Genomic DNA, 16,966 nt, shown 5'->3' with positions numbered 1-16,966 from the left:
GCCGGCCGGCGTGGGGGTGACGCCCCACTCCCCCGGCGCCGGTACGCCCGGCGGGCGCATCGGCCGGCGGCCACCGCCGGCCTCGGACTCGCCCGGCTCCTTCGCGCCCGGCCAAGGCTTGGCCACCCGGGAGGCGAGCACGAACTCCTTGCGCAGCGGGTGCCCCTCGAACTCCGGCGGCAGCAGCAACGGCCGCAGCTCACCGTGCCCGTCGAAGGCGATGCCGAACATCTCGTACGTCTCGCGCTCGTGCCAGGCCGCGCCGGGGAAGAGCGCCACCAGCGAGGCCACCGCCGGCGCCGCCCGGGGCACCCGGGTCCGCAGCAGCAGCCCGTGCCGGTGCCGGGTGGACCAGAGGTGGACCACCACGTCGAAGCCCTCGGCCAGCTCGTCGACCGCGGACAGCCAGTCGAAGAAGTCGAACCCCAGCTCGGCGTCGTCGCGGGCCGCCCGGACCGCGTCCCGCCAGCTCGCCGGGGGTACGTCGACGGTGGCGCGGGCGTACCCCTGACCGCCGGAGACCGACGCGGTGGCCGCCACGGGCGCGAGCAGCGCGACCACCCGCTGGCCGACCTCTTCCGGAGTCATGCCGCTGATCCTATTGCCGGCGCCCCCGAACCGGGTCGGCGCGGCCGCGCTCTTCCGGCCGGGATCCGCCGCTTTGCCCGACGTACCGGCCTTCGGCGGGGAAGGATGAACACCGTGCGCGCTGTGACTGTGACCCCCGGGGTGCCCCACTCGCTGCAGCTGGCCGACGACTGGCCCGAGCCGGCCCCGGAGGAGGGCGCCATCCTGGTGCAGGCGCTGGCGGTGGGGATCTGCGGCACCGACTACGAGATCATCTCGGGCGCGTACGGGGAGGCGCCGCCCGGCCAGCAACGCCTGGTGCTCGGGCACGAGTCGCTGGGCCGGGTGCTGGAGGACCCGACCGGCACGCTGCAACCAGGCGACCTGGTGGCCGGCATCGTCCGCCATCCCGACCCGGTGCCGTGCCCGAACTGCGCGGTCGGCGAGTGGGACATGTGCCGCAACGGCCAGTACACCGAGCACGGCATCAAGGGGCTGCCCGGCTTCGCCCGGGACCGCTGGCGGGTGCAGCCGAAGTTCGCCGTCGGCCTGGACCCGGTGCTCGCGCCGGTCGGGATGCTGCTGGAGCCGACCAGCGTGGTGGCGAAGGCGTGGGACCACATCGAGCGGATCGGCTCCCGGGCCGAGTGGAAGCCGCAGAGCGTCCTGGTCACCGGGGCCGGTCCGATCGGCCTGCTCGCGGCGCTGCTGGCCACCCAGCGCGAGCTTTCCGTGCACGTCCTGGACCGGAACGCCACCGGGCCGAAGCCGGAGCTGGTCCGGTCGCTCGGGGCCACGTACCACACCACGCCGGTGGGCGAACTGGACTTCGAGCCGGACGTGGTGGTCGAGTGCACCGGCGCGCCGAGCGTGGTGATGGACGCGATGTGCAAGGTCGGGCCGACCGGCATCGTCTGCCTCACCGGCGTGTCCAGCGGCGGCCGGACCATCGACTTCGACGCCGGGGCACTCAACCGGGCGCTCGTGCTGGAGAACAACGTGGTCTTCGGCTCGGTGAACGCCAACCGCCGGCACTGGGACCTGGCCGCCGCGGCGCTGGCCCGCGCCGACCAGGCCTGGCTGAACTCGCTGATCACCCGCCGGGTGCCGGTCTCGGAGTACGCCGACGCCTACACCTCCGGCGGCGAGGACATCAAGGTGGTGCTGGACTTCGCGCAGTGAGGGGCGGGGCGCCGCCGCCCCGCCCCGCCGCTCAGATGCCGGGGAGCCGGCCGTTGCGGAACAGGTCCACGAAGAGCTGGTGATCCTCCCGGGCCCGGATCCCGTACGCGTGCGCGAAGTCGACCAGGTAGCCGACGAATCCGTCCGGGTCGGCGTCCACCACCGCCACGATCGACTCCTCGGTCGAGTAGTCGACCAGGTCGTGGCTGGACTCGTCGTCGGCGACCGAGTGCATCCGGGCCACCGCCCGGCCCAGGTCGGTCAGGACGCCGCTCAGCTCCTCCGGCTCGTTCACGTCCGCCCAGTCCAGGTCGGCCGCGTACGGGGAGACCTCGGCGACGAGCTGACCCGCTCCGTCCAGCTCGGTGAAGCCCACCCACGGGTCGGCGTGCGCCTGCAACGCCCGCTGCGACTCGGCCGTCCGGTGCCCCTGGTGCCGGAAGTACGACCGGACCCGCTCGTCGTCGATGTGCCGCGCCACCGCCGGCACCTGGGCCTGCTTCATGTAGATGACGACGTCGTTCTCCAGCGCCTGGGTGTGCCCCTCCAGGAGGAGGTTGTACGAGGGCAGCCCGGCCGAGCCGATCCCCACGCCCTTGCGCAGCACCACGTCCTTGATGTTCGCGGCGACCGGGCGGAGCCGGGCGGTGGCCTCCGGCAGCGTGCCCAGGTAGTCGTGGAACGCGGCGCAGACCTTCTCCCGGGTCGCCGCGTCGATCTCGAAGACGCCGTCGCCGAGGGAGAACCGGCGCTCGTAATTGTCGATGGTGGTCTGCGCGGCGAGCAGGTCCACCCGGGTGTTCAGCCGAGCCTGCTGGAGCACCCGGCGCAGCACCCCGTCGGCGTTCTCCAGGGTGATCGAGCCGATCGCGTCGTCCCCGCCGGCGGCGATGGCCCGCAGCTCCGTCAGGTACGAGCGGGCGAAGCCGGCCACCAGCTGGCCGATCACCCGGTCGGAGAGCGCCTTGGCGTAGCCGAGCAGGGCCACGCTGGCCGCGAAGCGCTTCAGGTCCCAGGAGAACGGCCCGACGTACGCCTCGTCGAAGTCGTTGACGTTGAACACCAGCTGGCCGGAGCCGTTCATGTAGGTGCCGAAGTTCTCCGCGTGCAGGTCACCGTGGATCCACACCCGGCTGGTCCGCTCGTCGAGGAAGCGGTCGCTGGCGAAGTCGCGGCGCTGGTCGGCGTAGAAGAGCGAGGCGCTGCCCCGGTAGAAGGCGAACGGGGAGGCGGCCATCTTGCGGAACTTGCGGCGGAAGGCCGCCGGGTCGAGCGCCATCGACGCGCCGAACTCCTCGGTCAGCACGTCGACGATGAAGGCGGAGCGCTTGTCCGCGGACTCGGTCATGGTCCGCAGGCTAGCCCCCGATCGCCACCGCTCGGCTCAGCCGGCCGGGGGACGTACGGGTGGCGCGGTGAGGGATTCCACCGGGCGGGGCCCGGCGTCCACCGGCGGGGCCAGCGGGTCCGGGCGGCTGACCCCGCCCGGGCCGGACTCCTCGGCGGCGATCTTCTCCTGGAGGCGGAGGATGCCGTGCAGCAGCGCCTCCGGGCGGGGCGGGCAGCCGGGCACGTAGACGTCGACCGGGATGAGCTGGTCGACCCCCTTGGTCACCGAGTACGAGTCCCAGTACGGGCCGCCGCAGTTGGAGCAGGCGCCGAAGGAGATGACGTACTTCGGCTCGGGCATCTGGTCGTAGAGCCGCTTGATCGCCGGGGCCATCTTGTCGGTCACCGTGCCGGAGACCACCATCAGGTCGGCCTGCCGGGGGCCGTGGGCGAACGGGATGACGCCCAGCCGGATGAAGTCGTGCCGGCCCATGCTGGTGGCGATGAACTCGATGGCGCAGCAGGCCAGGCCGAAGTTGAAGACCCAGAGCGAGTAGCGGCGGCCCCAGTTCAGCACGAACCGGATCGGCTCGCCGAGCACCGCCGGCAGCTGCACCTCGGCCTCCCTCACCTGTCCTTGACATGACAGTCAACCACAGGCCGCCCCGGTCACCAGGACGGGCGTTGCAGCAGGCCGACGAACTCGGCCAGCAGCCGCTCGCGCAGCGCCGGGGACGCGGCGTCGAGCAGGGTGTTCACCACCGCCATCCGCTCGGGCGCCGCCGTCGGGTCGAGCCCGAGGCCGGCGGCGAGCCCGGCAACCACCTCCGGAGTGAGCGCCTCCGGGGTCAGGCTTCCGGCGAGCGCCCGCAGCTCCGCCGGCAGCTCGACCGGTCCCGCGGCCCGCGTCGCCGCCACCGCCTCGGCCAGCGCCGGGCCGAACTCGGCCACCCGGGGCGCCACCGCCGCGGTCACGGTGAGGTGCACGCTGGCCGGCAGCCCGGCGTACGCGAGCTGCGGCTGGGTGTGCCAGCCCCGGGCGGTCAGCTCGTCGACCAGCACGAACAGGTCGAGCCCCGGGTCGTCGCTGGTGAAGCAGACCACGGTCGCCTCGGGCTCGGCGAGCAGCCGCAGTCCGTCGACCGCGCGGACCGCGTCGGCCAGCCCGGCGACCGCGTCCCGGGTCAGCGCCGCCAGCCGCAGGTAGCCGTCCTCGCCGAGGTGCCGCAGGGTGGCGTAGGCGGCGGCGATCGGCCCGCCGGAGCGGGTCGAGGCGATCACCGGGTTGATCATCGTGTACCCGGGCCAGTCGGCGTACGCGAAGTACTGCGGGGCGCGCAGCGCCGGGTCCCGGTGCAGCAGCACCGACACCCCCTTCGGCGCGTACGCGTACTTGTGCAGGTCGACGGAGATCGAGGTGACCCCGTCGACGGCGAAGTCGAACGGCGGCACCGGCGCGCCGAGCCGGCGCAGCCAGGGCAGCGTCCAGCCGCCGAAGCAGGCGTCCACGTGGCAGCGCACCCCGGCCGCCGCGGCGACCGCCGCGATCTCCGCCACCGGGTCCACCACGCCGTGCGCGTACGACGGGGCGGAGGCGGCGACCAGCACGGTCTCCGGCCGGATCGCGGCGGCGACGTCCGCGGCCGACGGGCGCAGGGTCACCGGGTCCACCGGCACCGGGTCGACGGCGACGCGCAGGTAGTGGCCGGCCTTGGCGAAGGCGGCGTGCCCGCTGGCCGGCACCACGATCCGGGGCGCGGCCAGGTCGGGGCGGGCGTCCCGGGCCGCCTTCACGGCCAGCATCAGCGACTCGGTGCCGCCGCTGGTGACGCTGCCGACCACGTCCGGGGCGGCGGTGCCGGGCCCGCCGCCGAGCAGCCGGGCCGCCGCCGCGACGAGGGCGTTCTCCATCGCCAGCAGGGACGGGAAGGCGGTCGGGTCCAGCCCGTTGACGTGCGCGCTCTCGGCGTACGCGGCCTGGGCCAGCTCGTCCAGCCCGGCCACGCCCGGGTCGTAGACGTACGCGAACAGCCGCCCGCCGTGGGTCGGCCGGTCGGCCGCCCGCAGCGCCCGGATCTCGTCGAGCACCCGCTCGGCGGGCACGCCGTGCTCGGGCAGCGCGCCCCACTTGTCGTCGATCATGAACCTGTGACGCCCTTCTCGTACCGGTCAGCGGCTTTCATCCCCAAGGGGCGGGGTGCGGCGGGGAGGGGAGGTAGGAGGTAGCCGCGGAGGAGAACCACCGGCACGGCGACCAGCGGGGCCGGCAGGGCGGTGAAGCCGAGCAGGACCCCGAGGCGGGCGCTCGCGGGCTGGTCGGCGGCCACCCCGGTGGCCGAGGAGACGTAGCCGGAGAGCTGGAGAACCAGGCCGTACAGGCCGGGGCCGAGGGCCAGGCCGAAGGTCTCCCCGGCGGTCCACAGCCCGGTGAACACCCCGGCCTGCCGCCGCCCGGTGCGCGCGGTGTCGTACGCGATGCAGTCGGGCAGCATGGCGAGGGCGAAGACCTGCTGGCCGGCGTAGCCGACGCCGATCAGCGCGACCACGGCGTAGACCGCGGCGGCCGGCAGCGCCGGGGACGCGACCAGGGCCAGCGCGCCCGCGGCGAAGAGCAGCGACGCGACGACCAGGCCGGCCCGCTTGCCGAACCGCGCGCCGACCCGGGTCCAGATCGGCATGACCAGCAGGGCCGGCCCGACGAAGCAGGCGAAGAGCAGGGTCGGGCCGGTCTGCGGGTCGCGCAGCACCTGGTCGGCGAAGTACTTCACCCCGGCCAGCACGGTGGCCACCCCGGCGGACTGCACCACGAAGCAGATCAGCAGCAGCCGGAACGGCCGGTTGCGGCCGGCGACCGCGAGCTGGGCACGGAGGCTCGGCTCGCTCTCCCCCACCGTGCCGGCGGGCGCCGCGCGGGTGCCGACGAACGCGCCGACCGTGCCCGCCACGATCAGCGCGGCGACGAAGAGGCCCATCCAGCGGTGCCCCGGCAGGCCGTCGCCGCCGGCGGCGACCACCGCCGGGGCCACCGCGCCGGAGACCAGGATGGCCAGCGCCAGCACCGCGATCCGCCAGCTCATCAGCCGGGTACGCTCCGCCGGGTCGTCGGTCAGCTCGGCCGGCATCGCCACGTAGGGCACCTGGAAGAACGCGAACGCGGTGGCGGTGGCCAGGAAGGCGACCGCCACGTACGCCCCGGCCGCCGGGCCGACGCCGAACGGCGCGGCGAAGATCGAGGCGAAGAGCACGGCCAGCGCGAGTCCGCCGCCGAGCAGGTACGGCCGGCGCGCCCCCCAGCGGGACCGGGTCCGGTCGGAGATCCGCCCGGCGACCGGATTGACCAGCACGTCCCACGCCTTCGGCAGGAGCACCAGCAGGGCGGCGACGCCCGCCGCCACGCCCAGGGTGTCGGTGAGGTACGGCAGCAGCAGCAGCCCGGGCACCGTCCCGAAGGCCCCGGTGACCAGGGAACCCGTCGCGTACCCGACGTGCACCCGTCGGGGCAGGCCGCCCCCCGTTCCCGTCATGGAGCCGAATGCTACTCACGTTATGGTCGGGATCACATCCCCTCCTCCGGCGACCACGCCGCCGCCATGTCCACCCGCTCTCCCCGCAACGGGCAGCCCTCGGCGCGCAGCCGGGCCCGCGCCTCCCGCTCGTGCCCGGGCGGCAGCCGGCCGGCCGAGTTCACCACCCGGTGCCAGGGCACCCCGCCCCCGTGCCGGGCCATGATCGAGCCGACCAGGCGGGCCGAGGCCCGTCCCGACCGGTCCGCGAGGGCGTCCGCCACCGCCCCGTACGACATCACCCGGCCCGGCGGGATCCGCTCGACCAGGTCCAGCACCGCCTCGACGTACTCGTCAGGTGTCACGACCGGCCACGATATGGGAAGGCACCAAGGCCCTCCGGACCGCGACGCGCAGAATGGTCGGGTGCGCGAAGCAGTCACCTCGGCCCGCCGGATCGTCGTCAAGATCGGCTCGTCCTCGCTGACCACGGCGGCGGGCGGCCTGGACGACGCCCGGGTCGACACCCTGGTCGACACGCTCGGCACGCTCACCGCCGACGGACGCGAGGTGGTGCTGGTCTCCTCCGGCGCGATCGCCGCCGGCCTCGCCCCGCTCGGGCTGCCCCGGCGCCCCCGCGACCTGGCCACCCAGCAGGCCGCCGCCAGCGTCGGGCAGGGCCTGCTCATCGGCCGGTACGCGGCCAGCTTCGCCCGGCACGGGCGCACCGTCGGGCAGGTGCTGCTCACCGTCGATGACGTGACCCGGCGGGCGCACTACCGCAACGCGTACCGGACCCTGCGCAAGCTGCTCGACCTGCGGGCGGTGCCGATCGTCAACGAGAACGACACGGTGGCCACCGAGGAGATCCGGTTCGGCGACAACGACCGGCTGGCCGCGCTGGTCGCCGCGCTGGTCGACGCCGACCTGCTGGTGCTCCTCTCCGACGTCGACGCGCTCTGGACCGGCGACCCGACCCGGCCGGGCAGCGCCCGGATCACCGAGGTACGCGGCGAGGGCGACCTGGCGGGCGTGGACGTCGGCGGCGCGGGCCGGGCCGGGGTGGGCACCGGCGGCATGGTGACCAAGGTGGAGGCGGCCCGGATCGCCACCGGCTTCGGCATCCCGGTCGTGCTCACCGCCGCCCCGCTGGCCGCCGCGGCGCTCGCCGGCGAGCCGGTGGGCACGTTCTTCCACCCGAGCAGCCGCCGCCCCGCCGCCCGGCTCTTCTGGTTGGCGCACGCCACCGCCCCCCGGGGCCGGCTGCACCTCGACCCCGGCGCGGTGCAGGCGGTGGTGGGCCGGCGCAAGTCCCTGCTCCCGGCCGGCATCACCGCCGTGGACGGCGCGTTCACCGCCGGCGACCCGGTCGACCTGGTCGACGCCGAGGGCGCGCCGGTCGCCCGAGGGCTGGTCAACTACGACGCGGTGGAGCTGCCCGGGCTGCTCGGTCGCTCCACCACGGAACTCGCCGCGGCCCTCGGCCCGGCCTACGAACGTGAGGTCGTCCACCGCGACGACCTGGTGCTGCTGTGAATCCGGGGCGCGTGTCGTCCCACTGATGCCGAGGAGTTCAGGATGAGCGTCGTCGAGCAGGCCCGGCGGGCCCGGGACGCGGCGGAGGCTCTCGCCGTCGCCACCCGTACGGTCAAGGACGCCGCGCTGGTCGCGATGGCCGACGCGCTGGTCGCGCGTACCCCGGAGATCCTGGCCGCGAACGCGACGGACCTGGCGGCCGGGCGCGAAGCCGGGCTGACCGCGGCCGTGCTGGACCGGCTGGCCCTCGACGCCGGGCGGGTCGCCGGCATCGCCGACGCGCTGCGCCAGATGGCCGCACTGCCCGACCCGGTCGGCGAGGTGGTCCGCGGCTCGACCCTGCCCAACGGGCTGGAGCTGCGGCAGGTCCGGGTGCCGTTCGGGGTGGTCGGCATCATCTACGAGGCCCGGCCGAACGTGACCGTGGACGCCGCCGGGATCTGCCTGAAGTCCGGCAACGCGGCGCTGCTGCGCGGCTCCTCGTCGGCGGCGCACTCCAACGCCGCCCTGGTCGCGGTGCTCCGGGACGCGGTCGCCGCGGCCGGCCTGCCGGCGGACGCGGTGCAACTGCTCGACGCCACCTCCCGCGACTCGGTGAAGGAGCTGATGCGGGCCCGTGGCCTGGTCGACGTGCTGATCCCGCGCGGCGGCGCGTCGCTGATCCGGACCGTGGTCGAGGAGTCGACGGTGCCGGTGATCGAGACCGGCGTGGGCAACTGCCACGTCTACGTGGACGCCGCCGCCGACCTGGCGAAGGCCGTGGCGATCACCCTGAACGCCAAGACCCAGCGCCTGTCCACCTGCAACACCGCCGAGTCGCTGCTGGTGCACGCGGGCATCGCGGACGCCTTCCTGCCGGCGGTGCTGACCGCGTTCGCCGACGCCGGGGTCACCGTGCACGGCTCTCCGGAGGTCGCGGCGTACTCCGACGCGGTGGTCCCGGCCACCGAGGAGGACTTCGCCACCGAGTACCTCTCGGCCGACATCTCGGTCGCCGTGGTCGACTCGCTGGACGCGGCGGTCGCACACATCCGCCGGTACGGCACCGGCCACACCGAGGCGATCGTGACCGACTCCCAGGCGGCGGCCCGGGAGTTCGTGGCCCGGGTGGACGCGGCGGCCGTGATGGTGAACGCCTCCACCCGGTTCACCGACGGTGGCGAGTTCGGCTTCGGCGCGGAGATCGGCATCTCCACGCAGAAGCTGCACGCCCGGGGCCCGATGGGCCTGCCCGAGCTGACCAGCACCAAGTACGTCGTCACCGGGGACGGGCACCTCCGCTGACCGCGGCCGCGGACGCTGCCCCCCGGGCGTCGCGCCGCGGATTGCGGCTGGCTGCGACACAACTTGAGGCCGACATGTCTGTCAGACATGTTCATGTCACACAGACATGTCCCTCTCAACTTGTCGCTCGACCCGGCGCACCACGCCGGGCAGGACCCGAGCCGATCACCGCGTCGCGGCGGGGCGTCGCCGGCAGGCTGCCGAAGCCCGGCCGCCGCAGCCGGTGGACCCGGGTCAGCTGGTAGGTGCGGCCGGCGCCGGCGGGGCGGATTCCGGCGACGGGCCGGTGGGCTCCGGCAGCGGCGGTGGCACGACCGGCGCCGCCGGCGGCTCGACGTCCGCCGACGGCTCGACCACCCACGGGGTGAAGGGAGACGCCGGCTCGGCGACCCGGGGGGTGAACGGGGACGCCGGCGCGGCGACATCCGCCGGCACGACGGGCGGCGGCAGGACCGACGCGGGCGGTGCGACCTCCGGCGGGGGGACCGGACGCGGCGCCGGCACCACCGGCGGCGACGGCAGCGCGGCCGGCCGGGGTGCCAGGAAGACCGTGCCGGCGGCCAGCGCCTCCGGGGCGGTCGCGCGGCAGGCGCGGATCGCCCGCAGCGTGGTGTGCACGTCGAACTGGTGGCCGTCGTCGCTGTCCCAGCCGCCGTCGCTGCGCTGGGTCTCGGCGAGCCGCTTGCGCGCCGAGACCAGCAGCCACTGCTCCTCGCCCACCTCGACCCGGCGCAGCGTGGCGGCGAGCCAGGCGACGTCGGCCGGCGACATCTCGGGGATCCGGTCGGCCAGCACGGCCTGGATCCGCGCCGACTCGTAGTACAGCTGCTGGCGGTGCAGCACGGCCGCGCTCAGCCAGCCGGCGGGCAGGAAGGACGGCCAGCTCCCGTCCGGCGCGAGCTGCGCGGCGAGCGCCTGCGCCGCCGCCTGCACCACGCCGGCGTACGCGCCGCCGACCCGGCGGTCCTGCGGTCCGGCGGCGCGGGCGTCCAGCCCGGCCACGGTCAGCCAGAACCCGGCGTTGGCGGTCAGGTAGAGGCGGGCCTCCGGGTCTCCCGGGGTGGCCCACTCGGGGGCGAAGCCGGCCAGTGACGGGTCCTCGTCCCAGCTCCCGTCGGGGAGCTGGCGGGCGGCCAGCCAGTCCAGGGCGTGCCGGGCGGCCGGACGGCCCAGGCCCCCGAGGTCGTCCAGCTCGGACAGACGGAAGCAGGTCGCGTCGACCGAGGCGATGTCGCCGTCTAGGACGGCCGGCCAGCCGCCGCCGGGCGCCTGCCCGGCCTCGGCCGCGTCGAGCAGGTCGTCCGGCACCGGAGCGCCGGTACGCAGTCGGGAGAGGCGAGCGCGGTCCACTGCGTCGCCGTGCGCCACGACGAAGCCGATCGCCGCGTCCAAGTCCACCACGGCAGTCACGCTACCTGCGCGAACGCGGTTACGCCTCGGTAGCTCGGCCAGGGGCGGCCCGGCCCACCGTCGACCACCGGCACCCGCCCGACGGGTTGCGGGACATCGATCCCCGTCGGATCGCAGGCGACCCGAAAAAGGGGTCCGCCCGATACCGCGCGGACCCCTTTCGGCGGCGAACTCAGTACGCGGGCAGCGACGGGTCGATCTGCTTGACCCAGGAGAGCACCCCGCCCTGGAGGTGCACGGCGTCCTTGAAACCGGCCGCCTTCAGCGCGGCGAGCGCCTCGGCGGAGCGGACGCCGGACTTGCAGTGCAGCACGATCTGCTTGTCCTGCGGGAGCTTCGCCAGCGCCTCGCCGGAGATGATCTCGCCCTTGGGGATGAGGGTCGAGCCGGGGATCCGGACGATCTCGTACTCGGCGGGCTCGCGGACGTCGACCAGGAAGATGTCCTTGCCGGCGTCCTGCCACTCCTTCAGCTCCAGCGCGGTGATGGTCGCGTCGACCACCGCCTCCTGCGCCTCGACGGAAACCGCGCCGCAGAAGTCCTCGTAGTCCTCCAGCAGGTCGGTGACCGTCGGGTTCTCGCCGCAGAGCACGCAGTTCGGGTCCTTGCGAACCTTGATCTTGCGGTAGCTCATCTCCAGGGCGTCGTAGACCATCAGCCGGCCGACCAGCGGCTCGCCGATGCCGGCGAGCAGCTTGATCGCCTCGTTGACCTGGATCGACCCGATGGACGCGCAGAGCACGCCGAGCACCCCGCCCTCCGCGCAGGAGGGGACCATGCCGGGCGGCGGCGGCTCCGGGTAGAGGCAGCGGTAGCAGGGGCCGTGCTCGGCCCAGAACACCGACGCCTGGCCGTCGAACCGGTAGATCGACCCCCACACGTACGGCTTGCCGAGCAGCACCGCCGCGTCGTTGACCATGTAGCGGGTGGCGAAGTTGTCGGTGCCGTCGACGATCAGGTCGTACCGGGAGAAGATCTCGCGGACGTTGTCCCGGTCCAGCGCGGTGTCGTGGATCTCCACGTTGACCAGCGGGTTGATCTCGCGGATCGAGGCGGCGGCCGACTCGGCCTTGGACCGGCCCACGTCGGAGACGCCGTGGATGATCTGCCGCTGGAGGTTGGACTCGTCGACGGTGTCGAAGTCGATGATGCCGAGCGTGCCGACGCCGGCGGCGGCGAGGTACATCAGGGCCGGCGAGCCGAGACCGCCGGCGCCGACGCAGAGCACCCGGGCGTTCTTCAGCCGCTTCTGGCCCTCGACCCCGACGTCGGGGATGATCAGGTGGCGCGAGTAGCGACGGATCTCGTCTACGGTCAGCTCGGCGGCGGGCTCGACGAGCGGGGGCAACGACACGGTGGACTCCCCGGGATCGGCGGTGGGACCGCGCCATTGTCGCTCGACCCGGTGGGGATCGGCCATGATGAGCGACACGTAGCCCGACATGCGGGAGCGGGAATAACTCAGATCCCGTCGACGGGGTCGCCCTCGTAGCGCGCCCCGTCGACGTACGGCCAGGCGTTGGCGACGCAGCCGTCCAGCCCGTACGTCTGCTGCTGCATCACGGGAGCGGGCGCGCCCGGGCCGGGGCAGGCCTGGTGCAGCTCGCCGAACTCGTGTCCCACCTCGTGGTTGATCACGTAGGTGCGGTACACCTCGAGCGGCGCCCCGTAGTCCGGCACCGCCTCCATCCACCGGGCCAGATTGATGATCACCCGGCCGGGCAGCCGGCACGAGGTGTACCGCTCGGTGCTCAGGCCCCCCTCGGCGCACATCCGCTCCGAGGTGGCCGGGGTGGCCAGGTAGATGGTGAAGTCGGCGGCGGCCGCCTCGGCCACCCGCCGCACCCGCAGCTCTCCCGAGGCGATCCAGCTCCGGTGGTCGCCGAGCACCGCGTCAACGGTGCCGGCGAACTCGTCCGCGTCCTGCCCGGTGCCCTGCTCGACCTCGACCCGGTAGCGGTGCAGCGGCCCCCCGTACCCGCGCTCCGGTGAGTCGCCCTGGGCCGCGGTGAACCGCCCGGGGCCCTCGGTCGGGTAGGCCCCCGGTTGCGCCGCGGCGCTGGCATCGTCGGCGTTCGACAGCCGTGCGTCCCGGGCCGCGGCCATCGGGGCCGGCGCCGGGCCAGCGGACCGGCGGGCCAGGTCGCTCAGGCCGACCACGGCACCGCCCGCCGCCAGCACGGCGACCAGGAGCAGGACGGTACGTCGCCGGCGGCGCCGCATCCGGCGCAGCGTGGGGCGGGCCGACGGGGCGCCGCCGGGGTGGGCCGGCGGACGGTCGAAGTCGAGCCGGGCGGCCCGGACGGGCGGCGCGCCGGTCTCGGCAGGCGGGTCGGAAGGGGACGACGACGTCATGACACCAGCCTGCCATGCAATTCGGGCATTTAGCCGTTTTGCCGTCAGTTCCGCGAAATACTCCTCATCGCCACGATCAGGGCTTCCAGGTCGGCGGTCCGGTGTACCGCTTCCCGTTCAGGTACGGCCACGGGTTCGCCCGGCACCCGCCGAGGAAGAGCGTCTGCTGCTGCATCACCGGTGCCGGCCGGCCGACGGCCGGGCAGCCCTCGTGGTGGTGCCCGAGCTGGTGACCGACCTCGTGGTTGATCACGTAGAGCCGGTACGTCTCCAACGGCATGCCGGCCGCCACCAGGTGCGGGGCCGAGGTCTGCCACCGGTCCAGGTTGATCACCACCTTGCCGGGCACCCGGCAGGAGGTGTACGGCACCCCACCCTTGCGGATGTCGATGCCCCCGTTCCCGCACAACCGGCCCGCGGTGACCCGGGTCGCCAGGTAGACGGTGAAGTCGTACCCCTCCCCGGGCGCGACCCGCCGCAACCGCACCGAGCCGCCGTCCACCCAGCTCCCCGGCCCGGCCAGGGCCCGCTGCACGGCGTCGCCGAAGGCGTGCACGTCCTGCCCCGAGCCGTTCTCCACCGCCACCCGGAACCGGCGCACCGCGCCCGCGCGGCCCAGCACCGGCCCCGGCCGGCTGTCGTACGCGAAGCTGCCCCGGCCCTGCGTCGGCACCGGGCCGGGCAGCGCCAGCACCGGCGCGGGTGTGGTCGGCTCCGGGCTCGGCGAGGGGCTCGCCGACGGCGTCGGCGAGGTGTCCGACGGCACCGGCGGCTGGGCCGTCGACCCGTCACTGACCAGCACCTCGGCCCCGACGGACGGCCGTTGCACCGCCACCCCGACGCCGACCAGGGCGGCGGCGAGGAACGCGAGCACCACGATCGCCGAGCGGCGCCGACGGGCGGCCGGACGACCGGAGGCGGGGCGGGGGCGGGGGGAGGGCATCCGGCTCAGCCTGCCATGTCGGAAGCTCGGGCGCTGTCCTCCGTTCCGGTGAGCAGGTCACCGGCCTGCGGCTCGGCGGCCGTCCGCGCTTCCCGCTGCTCGGCGAGCAGGGCCAGGACCGCACGGGCCACCGTCCGGGGCACCTCCAGCTGGGCGACGTGCCCGACCCCGTCGAGCATCAGCAGCCGGCTGTCCGGGATCACCCGCGCGGCCTGCGGCGCCACCCGGACGTCGACCAGCCGGTCCACGCGTCCCCCCACCACCAGAGTGGGCGCCCGCAGCCCGGCGGCCATCCGCCACAGCGAGTTCGGCCCCGGCAGGTACGACCGCAGGAAGCTGGAGACCAGGCCCCGGAAGGTCCGGACGTACGCGGCCGCGTAGTGGGCCGCCTGGTAGCGGATCCGGATCTCCTCGACCGCCTCCTGCCGACGCTGGTCGCTGATCCGGGTCAGGTCGGCGATGCACGCCTCCATCACCTGCCGGGCCATCACCTCCGGCGCGAGCTGGGTCAGGTGCCAGGCGGCCAACCGCTCGCCCCGCGGGATCGCCAGCAGCAGCAGCATCCGCCCCTGCAACGAGCGGCGGAAGTCGAGAAACGGCAGCGCCGGGGAGACCAGGGTCAGGGTGCGGACCAGGTCCGGCCGCAACGCGGCCACCCGCACCGACACCGCCCCGCCCAGGGAGTTGCCGAACAGGTGCACCGGGCCCCGGTCGCTGTGCTCGATCCAGCGCACCACCCGGTCGGCGAAGGCCTGGATGGTGTACCGCCGGCCGGGCTCGCTGCGCCCGAAGCCGGGCAGGTCGATCGCCTGCCCGTCGAGCCACGGCGCGAGCAGGCCGGCCAGGTCCGTCCAGTTCTGCGACGAGCCGCCGAGGCCGTGCACGTAGAGCGCCGGTTCCGCGCCCGGGGCGGTGGCGGGGGTGTCCCGGACGTAGGTGACCGTGCCGTCGAGGCGCACCGCCCGGCCGGGCCAGGGTGGCGGGACGCTGTGCGCGGGCAGGTGCTCGTCCGGCCAGAGGGAGGCGGGCTTCATGCCATCCAGTCTTCCCGCCCGAGGGCCGCCCGACACCGGCGCCCGGTCAGGCCAGCAGCGCTTCCAGCCGGCGATTCACCGCGGCCAGGGTCGCCCGGACCATCGCCTGCCGCGGGTCGCCGGCGACCAGGGCCGAACCGGCCAGCTGCTCCACCCAGCCGTCGCAGACCAGCAGCACCACCACGGTGGCCACCTCGCAGTTGCCGAACGGCAGCACGGCGGCGTGCTCGACGAAGCACCGGCCCCGCTCCGCGGTCAGGACGGCCCGGCCGAGCAGCTCGTCCACCGCCGCCGCGGCGGCCACCGCGCAGAGCCGCAGCACGTACCCGTCGACGGCCGGCCCGGTGGCGTGCCCGTCCGCGGTCCGGTCGCCCGCGATCAGGCGTACCTCCACGGTGGCGTCGAGCCCGAAGGTGCTCACCTGAACGTGGTCGATCACCACCCGGGGCCCCGGCACGCCGCCGGTGTCCAGCGGGCGCGAGGGCGCGGTCTCCGTCGTGCTCATCTGGCCACCGGAGTACGACGTGCCGACCGTCGCCGGGCTACCGGTGGGTCCACCGGTCGGGGCGGCGGCCAGCGAGGACTCCTCCACCGCCGCCCGGCCCCGGTGGGCCGCCGACGGGCTGCGGCGCCGCGGCGGCTCGACGGCCGGGTCCGTGCCCTCGGTGGGCGTCTCCTCCAGGCGGCCGGCCCGGGACTCGGGCGCAGCGGGGCGGGGCGCTGCGGCGCGTACATCGGTCGGCCGGCTCGCCGCCGGCCGATCCTCCGCCTGCGGCGGCTCGGCGGGCCGGGTCGGCACCGACCGGCGGCGCACCGGCGGCGGGGTGGCCGGCGCGCCGGGCAGGTTCTGCGGGGCGGCGGCCAGGCCCATCCGCTCCTGGAGCAGACGGGCCACCACCCGGCTCACCTCGGCCGGGTCGGCGCCGTCGGCCAGGTCGAGCCGGAGGCTGTGTGCGCCGGCCGGGGTACGGCGCAGCGCCGCGTCGCGGACCCCGGCCACCTCCCGGACGGCGTCGAGGATGGCGTTGACGTCGAAGCCCTCCGGCCGCTCGCGCAGCGGCGCGGGCTCGTCGTCACGGCGTAGGTGGGTGGCGATACGGGCGAGTTCCGGGGTTTCGGCGGACGGTTCCACGGCTGGCGGCTCCGGCACGACGGGCACGTCCGGCTCGGCGGGGACGCGCTGCGGCAGCACCGCCGGCGCGGACTCGGCCGGCCGGGTGGCGGCGGCCGGTTGGGCCGGCGGCAGCGGATCCGGGGCGGACCGGCGGGCCGCGTAGGCGGGCGCGCTCGGCGGAGCGGACGTGGGGGTGCGGTCGTAGCCGGCCGCCTCGCTCGTGGCGGAGGCGGGGCCGGCGAGGGTCGGCGGCGCCCCGGTCCATTCGGCGGAAACCTCGTCGGCCGCGCTGCGCGGCCGGTAGGAGCTGTCCCGCTCGTCGACCGGCCAGCTGTTCACGGCCGCGGCAGGGTACCCGGCGGGCCGGGCGGGAACCTCCCGAGGGACCGGCGGGGCACTGGTCGGGGCGGCGTGCGGCGCGCTGAACGGGGTGACCGGAACGGGCGGCCCGGCCCACGCGGGCCGTTCGGCGTTCTCCTGGCCGGCCGGTTCGGCCGGGCGCCGCGATGACTCGTACGACCGGGCCGGCTCGTACGCCGGGGACCGCTCGGCCCGTACCGGCTCGTACGGCCGCACCGGCTCCGGCGCCCACTCGTCGGCCCGCTCGTCGCGGGCCCGGCGGCCGGACGGCCGGTCCTCCGGCAGGTCACGGCCGGCCGGCTCCTCCTCGGCCGCCCGGCGGCCCACCGGCTCGCCCGCCGCGGCCCGG

General features: G+C 75.2%; 13 protein-coding genes and 2 pseudogenes. 3 read left to right on the top strand and 12 right to left on the bottom strand.

Annotation, left to right across the window (positions count from 1 at the left end):
• Positions 1 to 588 (bottom strand): NADH-quinone oxidoreductase subunit C (locus EFE23_RS24090; RefSeq protein WP_148058515.1); only part of this gene is annotated, 588 nt, incomplete at its 3' end.
• 114 nt (positions 589 to 702) lie between these two features.
• Here EFE23_RS24090 and EFE23_RS24085 point away from each other — a divergent pair.
• The gene (locus EFE23_RS24085) at positions 703 to 1,749 is read left to right on the top strand and encodes a glucose 1-dehydrogenase (RefSeq protein WP_199737203.1); all 1,047 of its coding nucleotides are present in this window, start codon (positions 703 to 705) and stop codon (positions 1,747 to 1,749) included.
• A gap of 31 nt (positions 1,750 to 1,780) precedes the next feature.
• Here EFE23_RS24085 and EFE23_RS24080 read toward each other — a convergent pair whose 3' ends face one another.
• Genes EFE23_RS24080 through EFE23_RS24060 form a run of 5 tightly spaced genes read right to left on the bottom strand, consistent with a single transcriptional unit; the run spans position 1,781 to position 6,946 of the window.
• Positions 1,781 to 3,097: a DUF2252 domain-containing protein gene (locus EFE23_RS24080; protein ID WP_123243200.1), complete on the bottom strand. Its 1,317-nt coding sequence runs from the start codon at positions 3,095 to 3,097 to the stop codon at positions 1,781 to 1,783.
• Between the two features lie 36 nt (positions 3,098 to 3,133).
• A complete protein-coding gene (locus EFE23_RS24075; RefSeq protein ID WP_123243203.1) occupies positions 3,134 to 3,694 on the bottom strand; it encodes an NADH-quinone oxidoreductase subunit B in 561 nt (186 codons plus the stop codon).
• 53 nt (positions 3,695 to 3,747) lie between these two features.
• Positions 3,748 to 5,220: a pyridoxal phosphate-dependent decarboxylase family protein gene (locus EFE23_RS24070; protein WP_123243199.1), complete on the bottom strand. Its 1,473-nt coding sequence runs from the start codon at positions 5,218 to 5,220 to the stop codon at positions 3,748 to 3,750.
• On the bottom strand, positions 5,217 to 6,602 hold the full coding sequence (locus tag EFE23_RS24065; protein WP_123243198.1) for an MFS transporter: 1,386 nt from the start codon (positions 6,600 to 6,602) through the stop codon (positions 5,217 to 5,219). The genes EFE23_RS24070 and EFE23_RS24065 overlap by 4 nt, the downstream gene beginning before the upstream one ends.
• Before the next feature lie 32 nt (positions 6,603 to 6,634).
• Positions 6,635 to 6,946, bottom strand: coding sequence for an MGMT family protein (locus EFE23_RS24060; protein ID WP_123243197.1), 312 nt, complete (start codon positions 6,944 to 6,946; stop codon positions 6,635 to 6,637).
• A gap of 61 nt (positions 6,947 to 7,007) precedes the next feature.
• Here EFE23_RS24060 and proB point away from each other — a divergent pair, with 61 nt between their 5' ends.
• Together proB and EFE23_RS24050 are read left to right on the top strand one after the other, a co-directional pair.
• Positions 7,008 to 8,117: a glutamate 5-kinase gene (gene proB, locus EFE23_RS24055; protein ID WP_199737202.1), complete on the top strand. Its 1,110-nt coding sequence runs from the start codon at positions 7,008 to 7,010 to the stop codon at positions 8,115 to 8,117.
• 42 nt (positions 8,118 to 8,159) lie between these two features.
• Positions 8,160 to 9,401, top strand: coding sequence for a glutamate-5-semialdehyde dehydrogenase (locus EFE23_RS24050; protein WP_123243195.1), 1,242 nt, complete (start codon positions 8,160 to 8,162; stop codon positions 9,399 to 9,401).
• A gap of 582 nt (positions 9,402 to 9,983) precedes the next feature.
• Here EFE23_RS24050 and EFE23_RS24045 read toward each other — a convergent pair.
• From EFE23_RS24045 to EFE23_RS24020, 6 genes and pseudogenes are all read right to left on the bottom strand, one after another.
• Positions 9,984 to 10,853 (bottom strand): annotated as a pseudogene (locus tag EFE23_RS24045) (prenyltransferase/squalene oxidase repeat-containing protein); the annotation flags it as partial.
• A gap of 130 nt (positions 10,854 to 10,983) precedes the next feature.
• Positions 10,984 to 12,231 carry an adenylyltransferase/sulfurtransferase MoeZ gene (moeZ, locus tag EFE23_RS24040; protein ID WP_204334475.1) on the bottom strand — a complete coding sequence of 416 codons (1,248 nt, stop codon included), beginning with the start codon at positions 12,229 to 12,231 and terminating at the stop codon, positions 10,984 to 10,986.
• Positions 12,232 to 12,272: 41 nt separating this feature from the next.
• A complete protein-coding gene (locus EFE23_RS24035; RefSeq protein ID WP_123243193.1) occupies positions 12,273 to 13,166 on the bottom strand; it encodes a DUF3152 domain-containing protein in 894 nt (297 codons plus the stop codon).
• A 76-nt stretch (positions 13,167 to 13,242) separates the two neighbouring features.
• Complete coding sequence (locus EFE23_RS24030) at positions 13,243 to 14,109, bottom strand: DUF3152 domain-containing protein (RefSeq protein WP_123243192.1); 867 nt, start codon at positions 14,107 to 14,109, stop codon at positions 13,243 to 13,245.
• 5 nt (positions 14,110 to 14,114) lie between these two features.
• The gene (locus EFE23_RS24025) at positions 14,115 to 15,143 is read right to left on the bottom strand and encodes an alpha/beta fold hydrolase (RefSeq protein ID WP_123243191.1); all 1,029 of its coding nucleotides are present in this window, start codon (positions 15,141 to 15,143) and stop codon (positions 14,115 to 14,117) included.
• Between the two features lie 46 nt (positions 15,144 to 15,189).
• Positions 15,190 to 16,966, bottom strand: a pseudogene (locus EFE23_RS24020) (hypothetical protein); the annotation flags it as partial.

This window comes from Micromonospora solifontis, from assembly GCF_003725545.1.
Lineage (GTDB): Bacteria > Actinomycetota > Actinomycetes > Mycobacteriales > Micromonosporaceae > Micromonospora > Micromonospora solifontis.
This window is presented reverse-complemented; position numbering and strand designations above follow the sequence as displayed.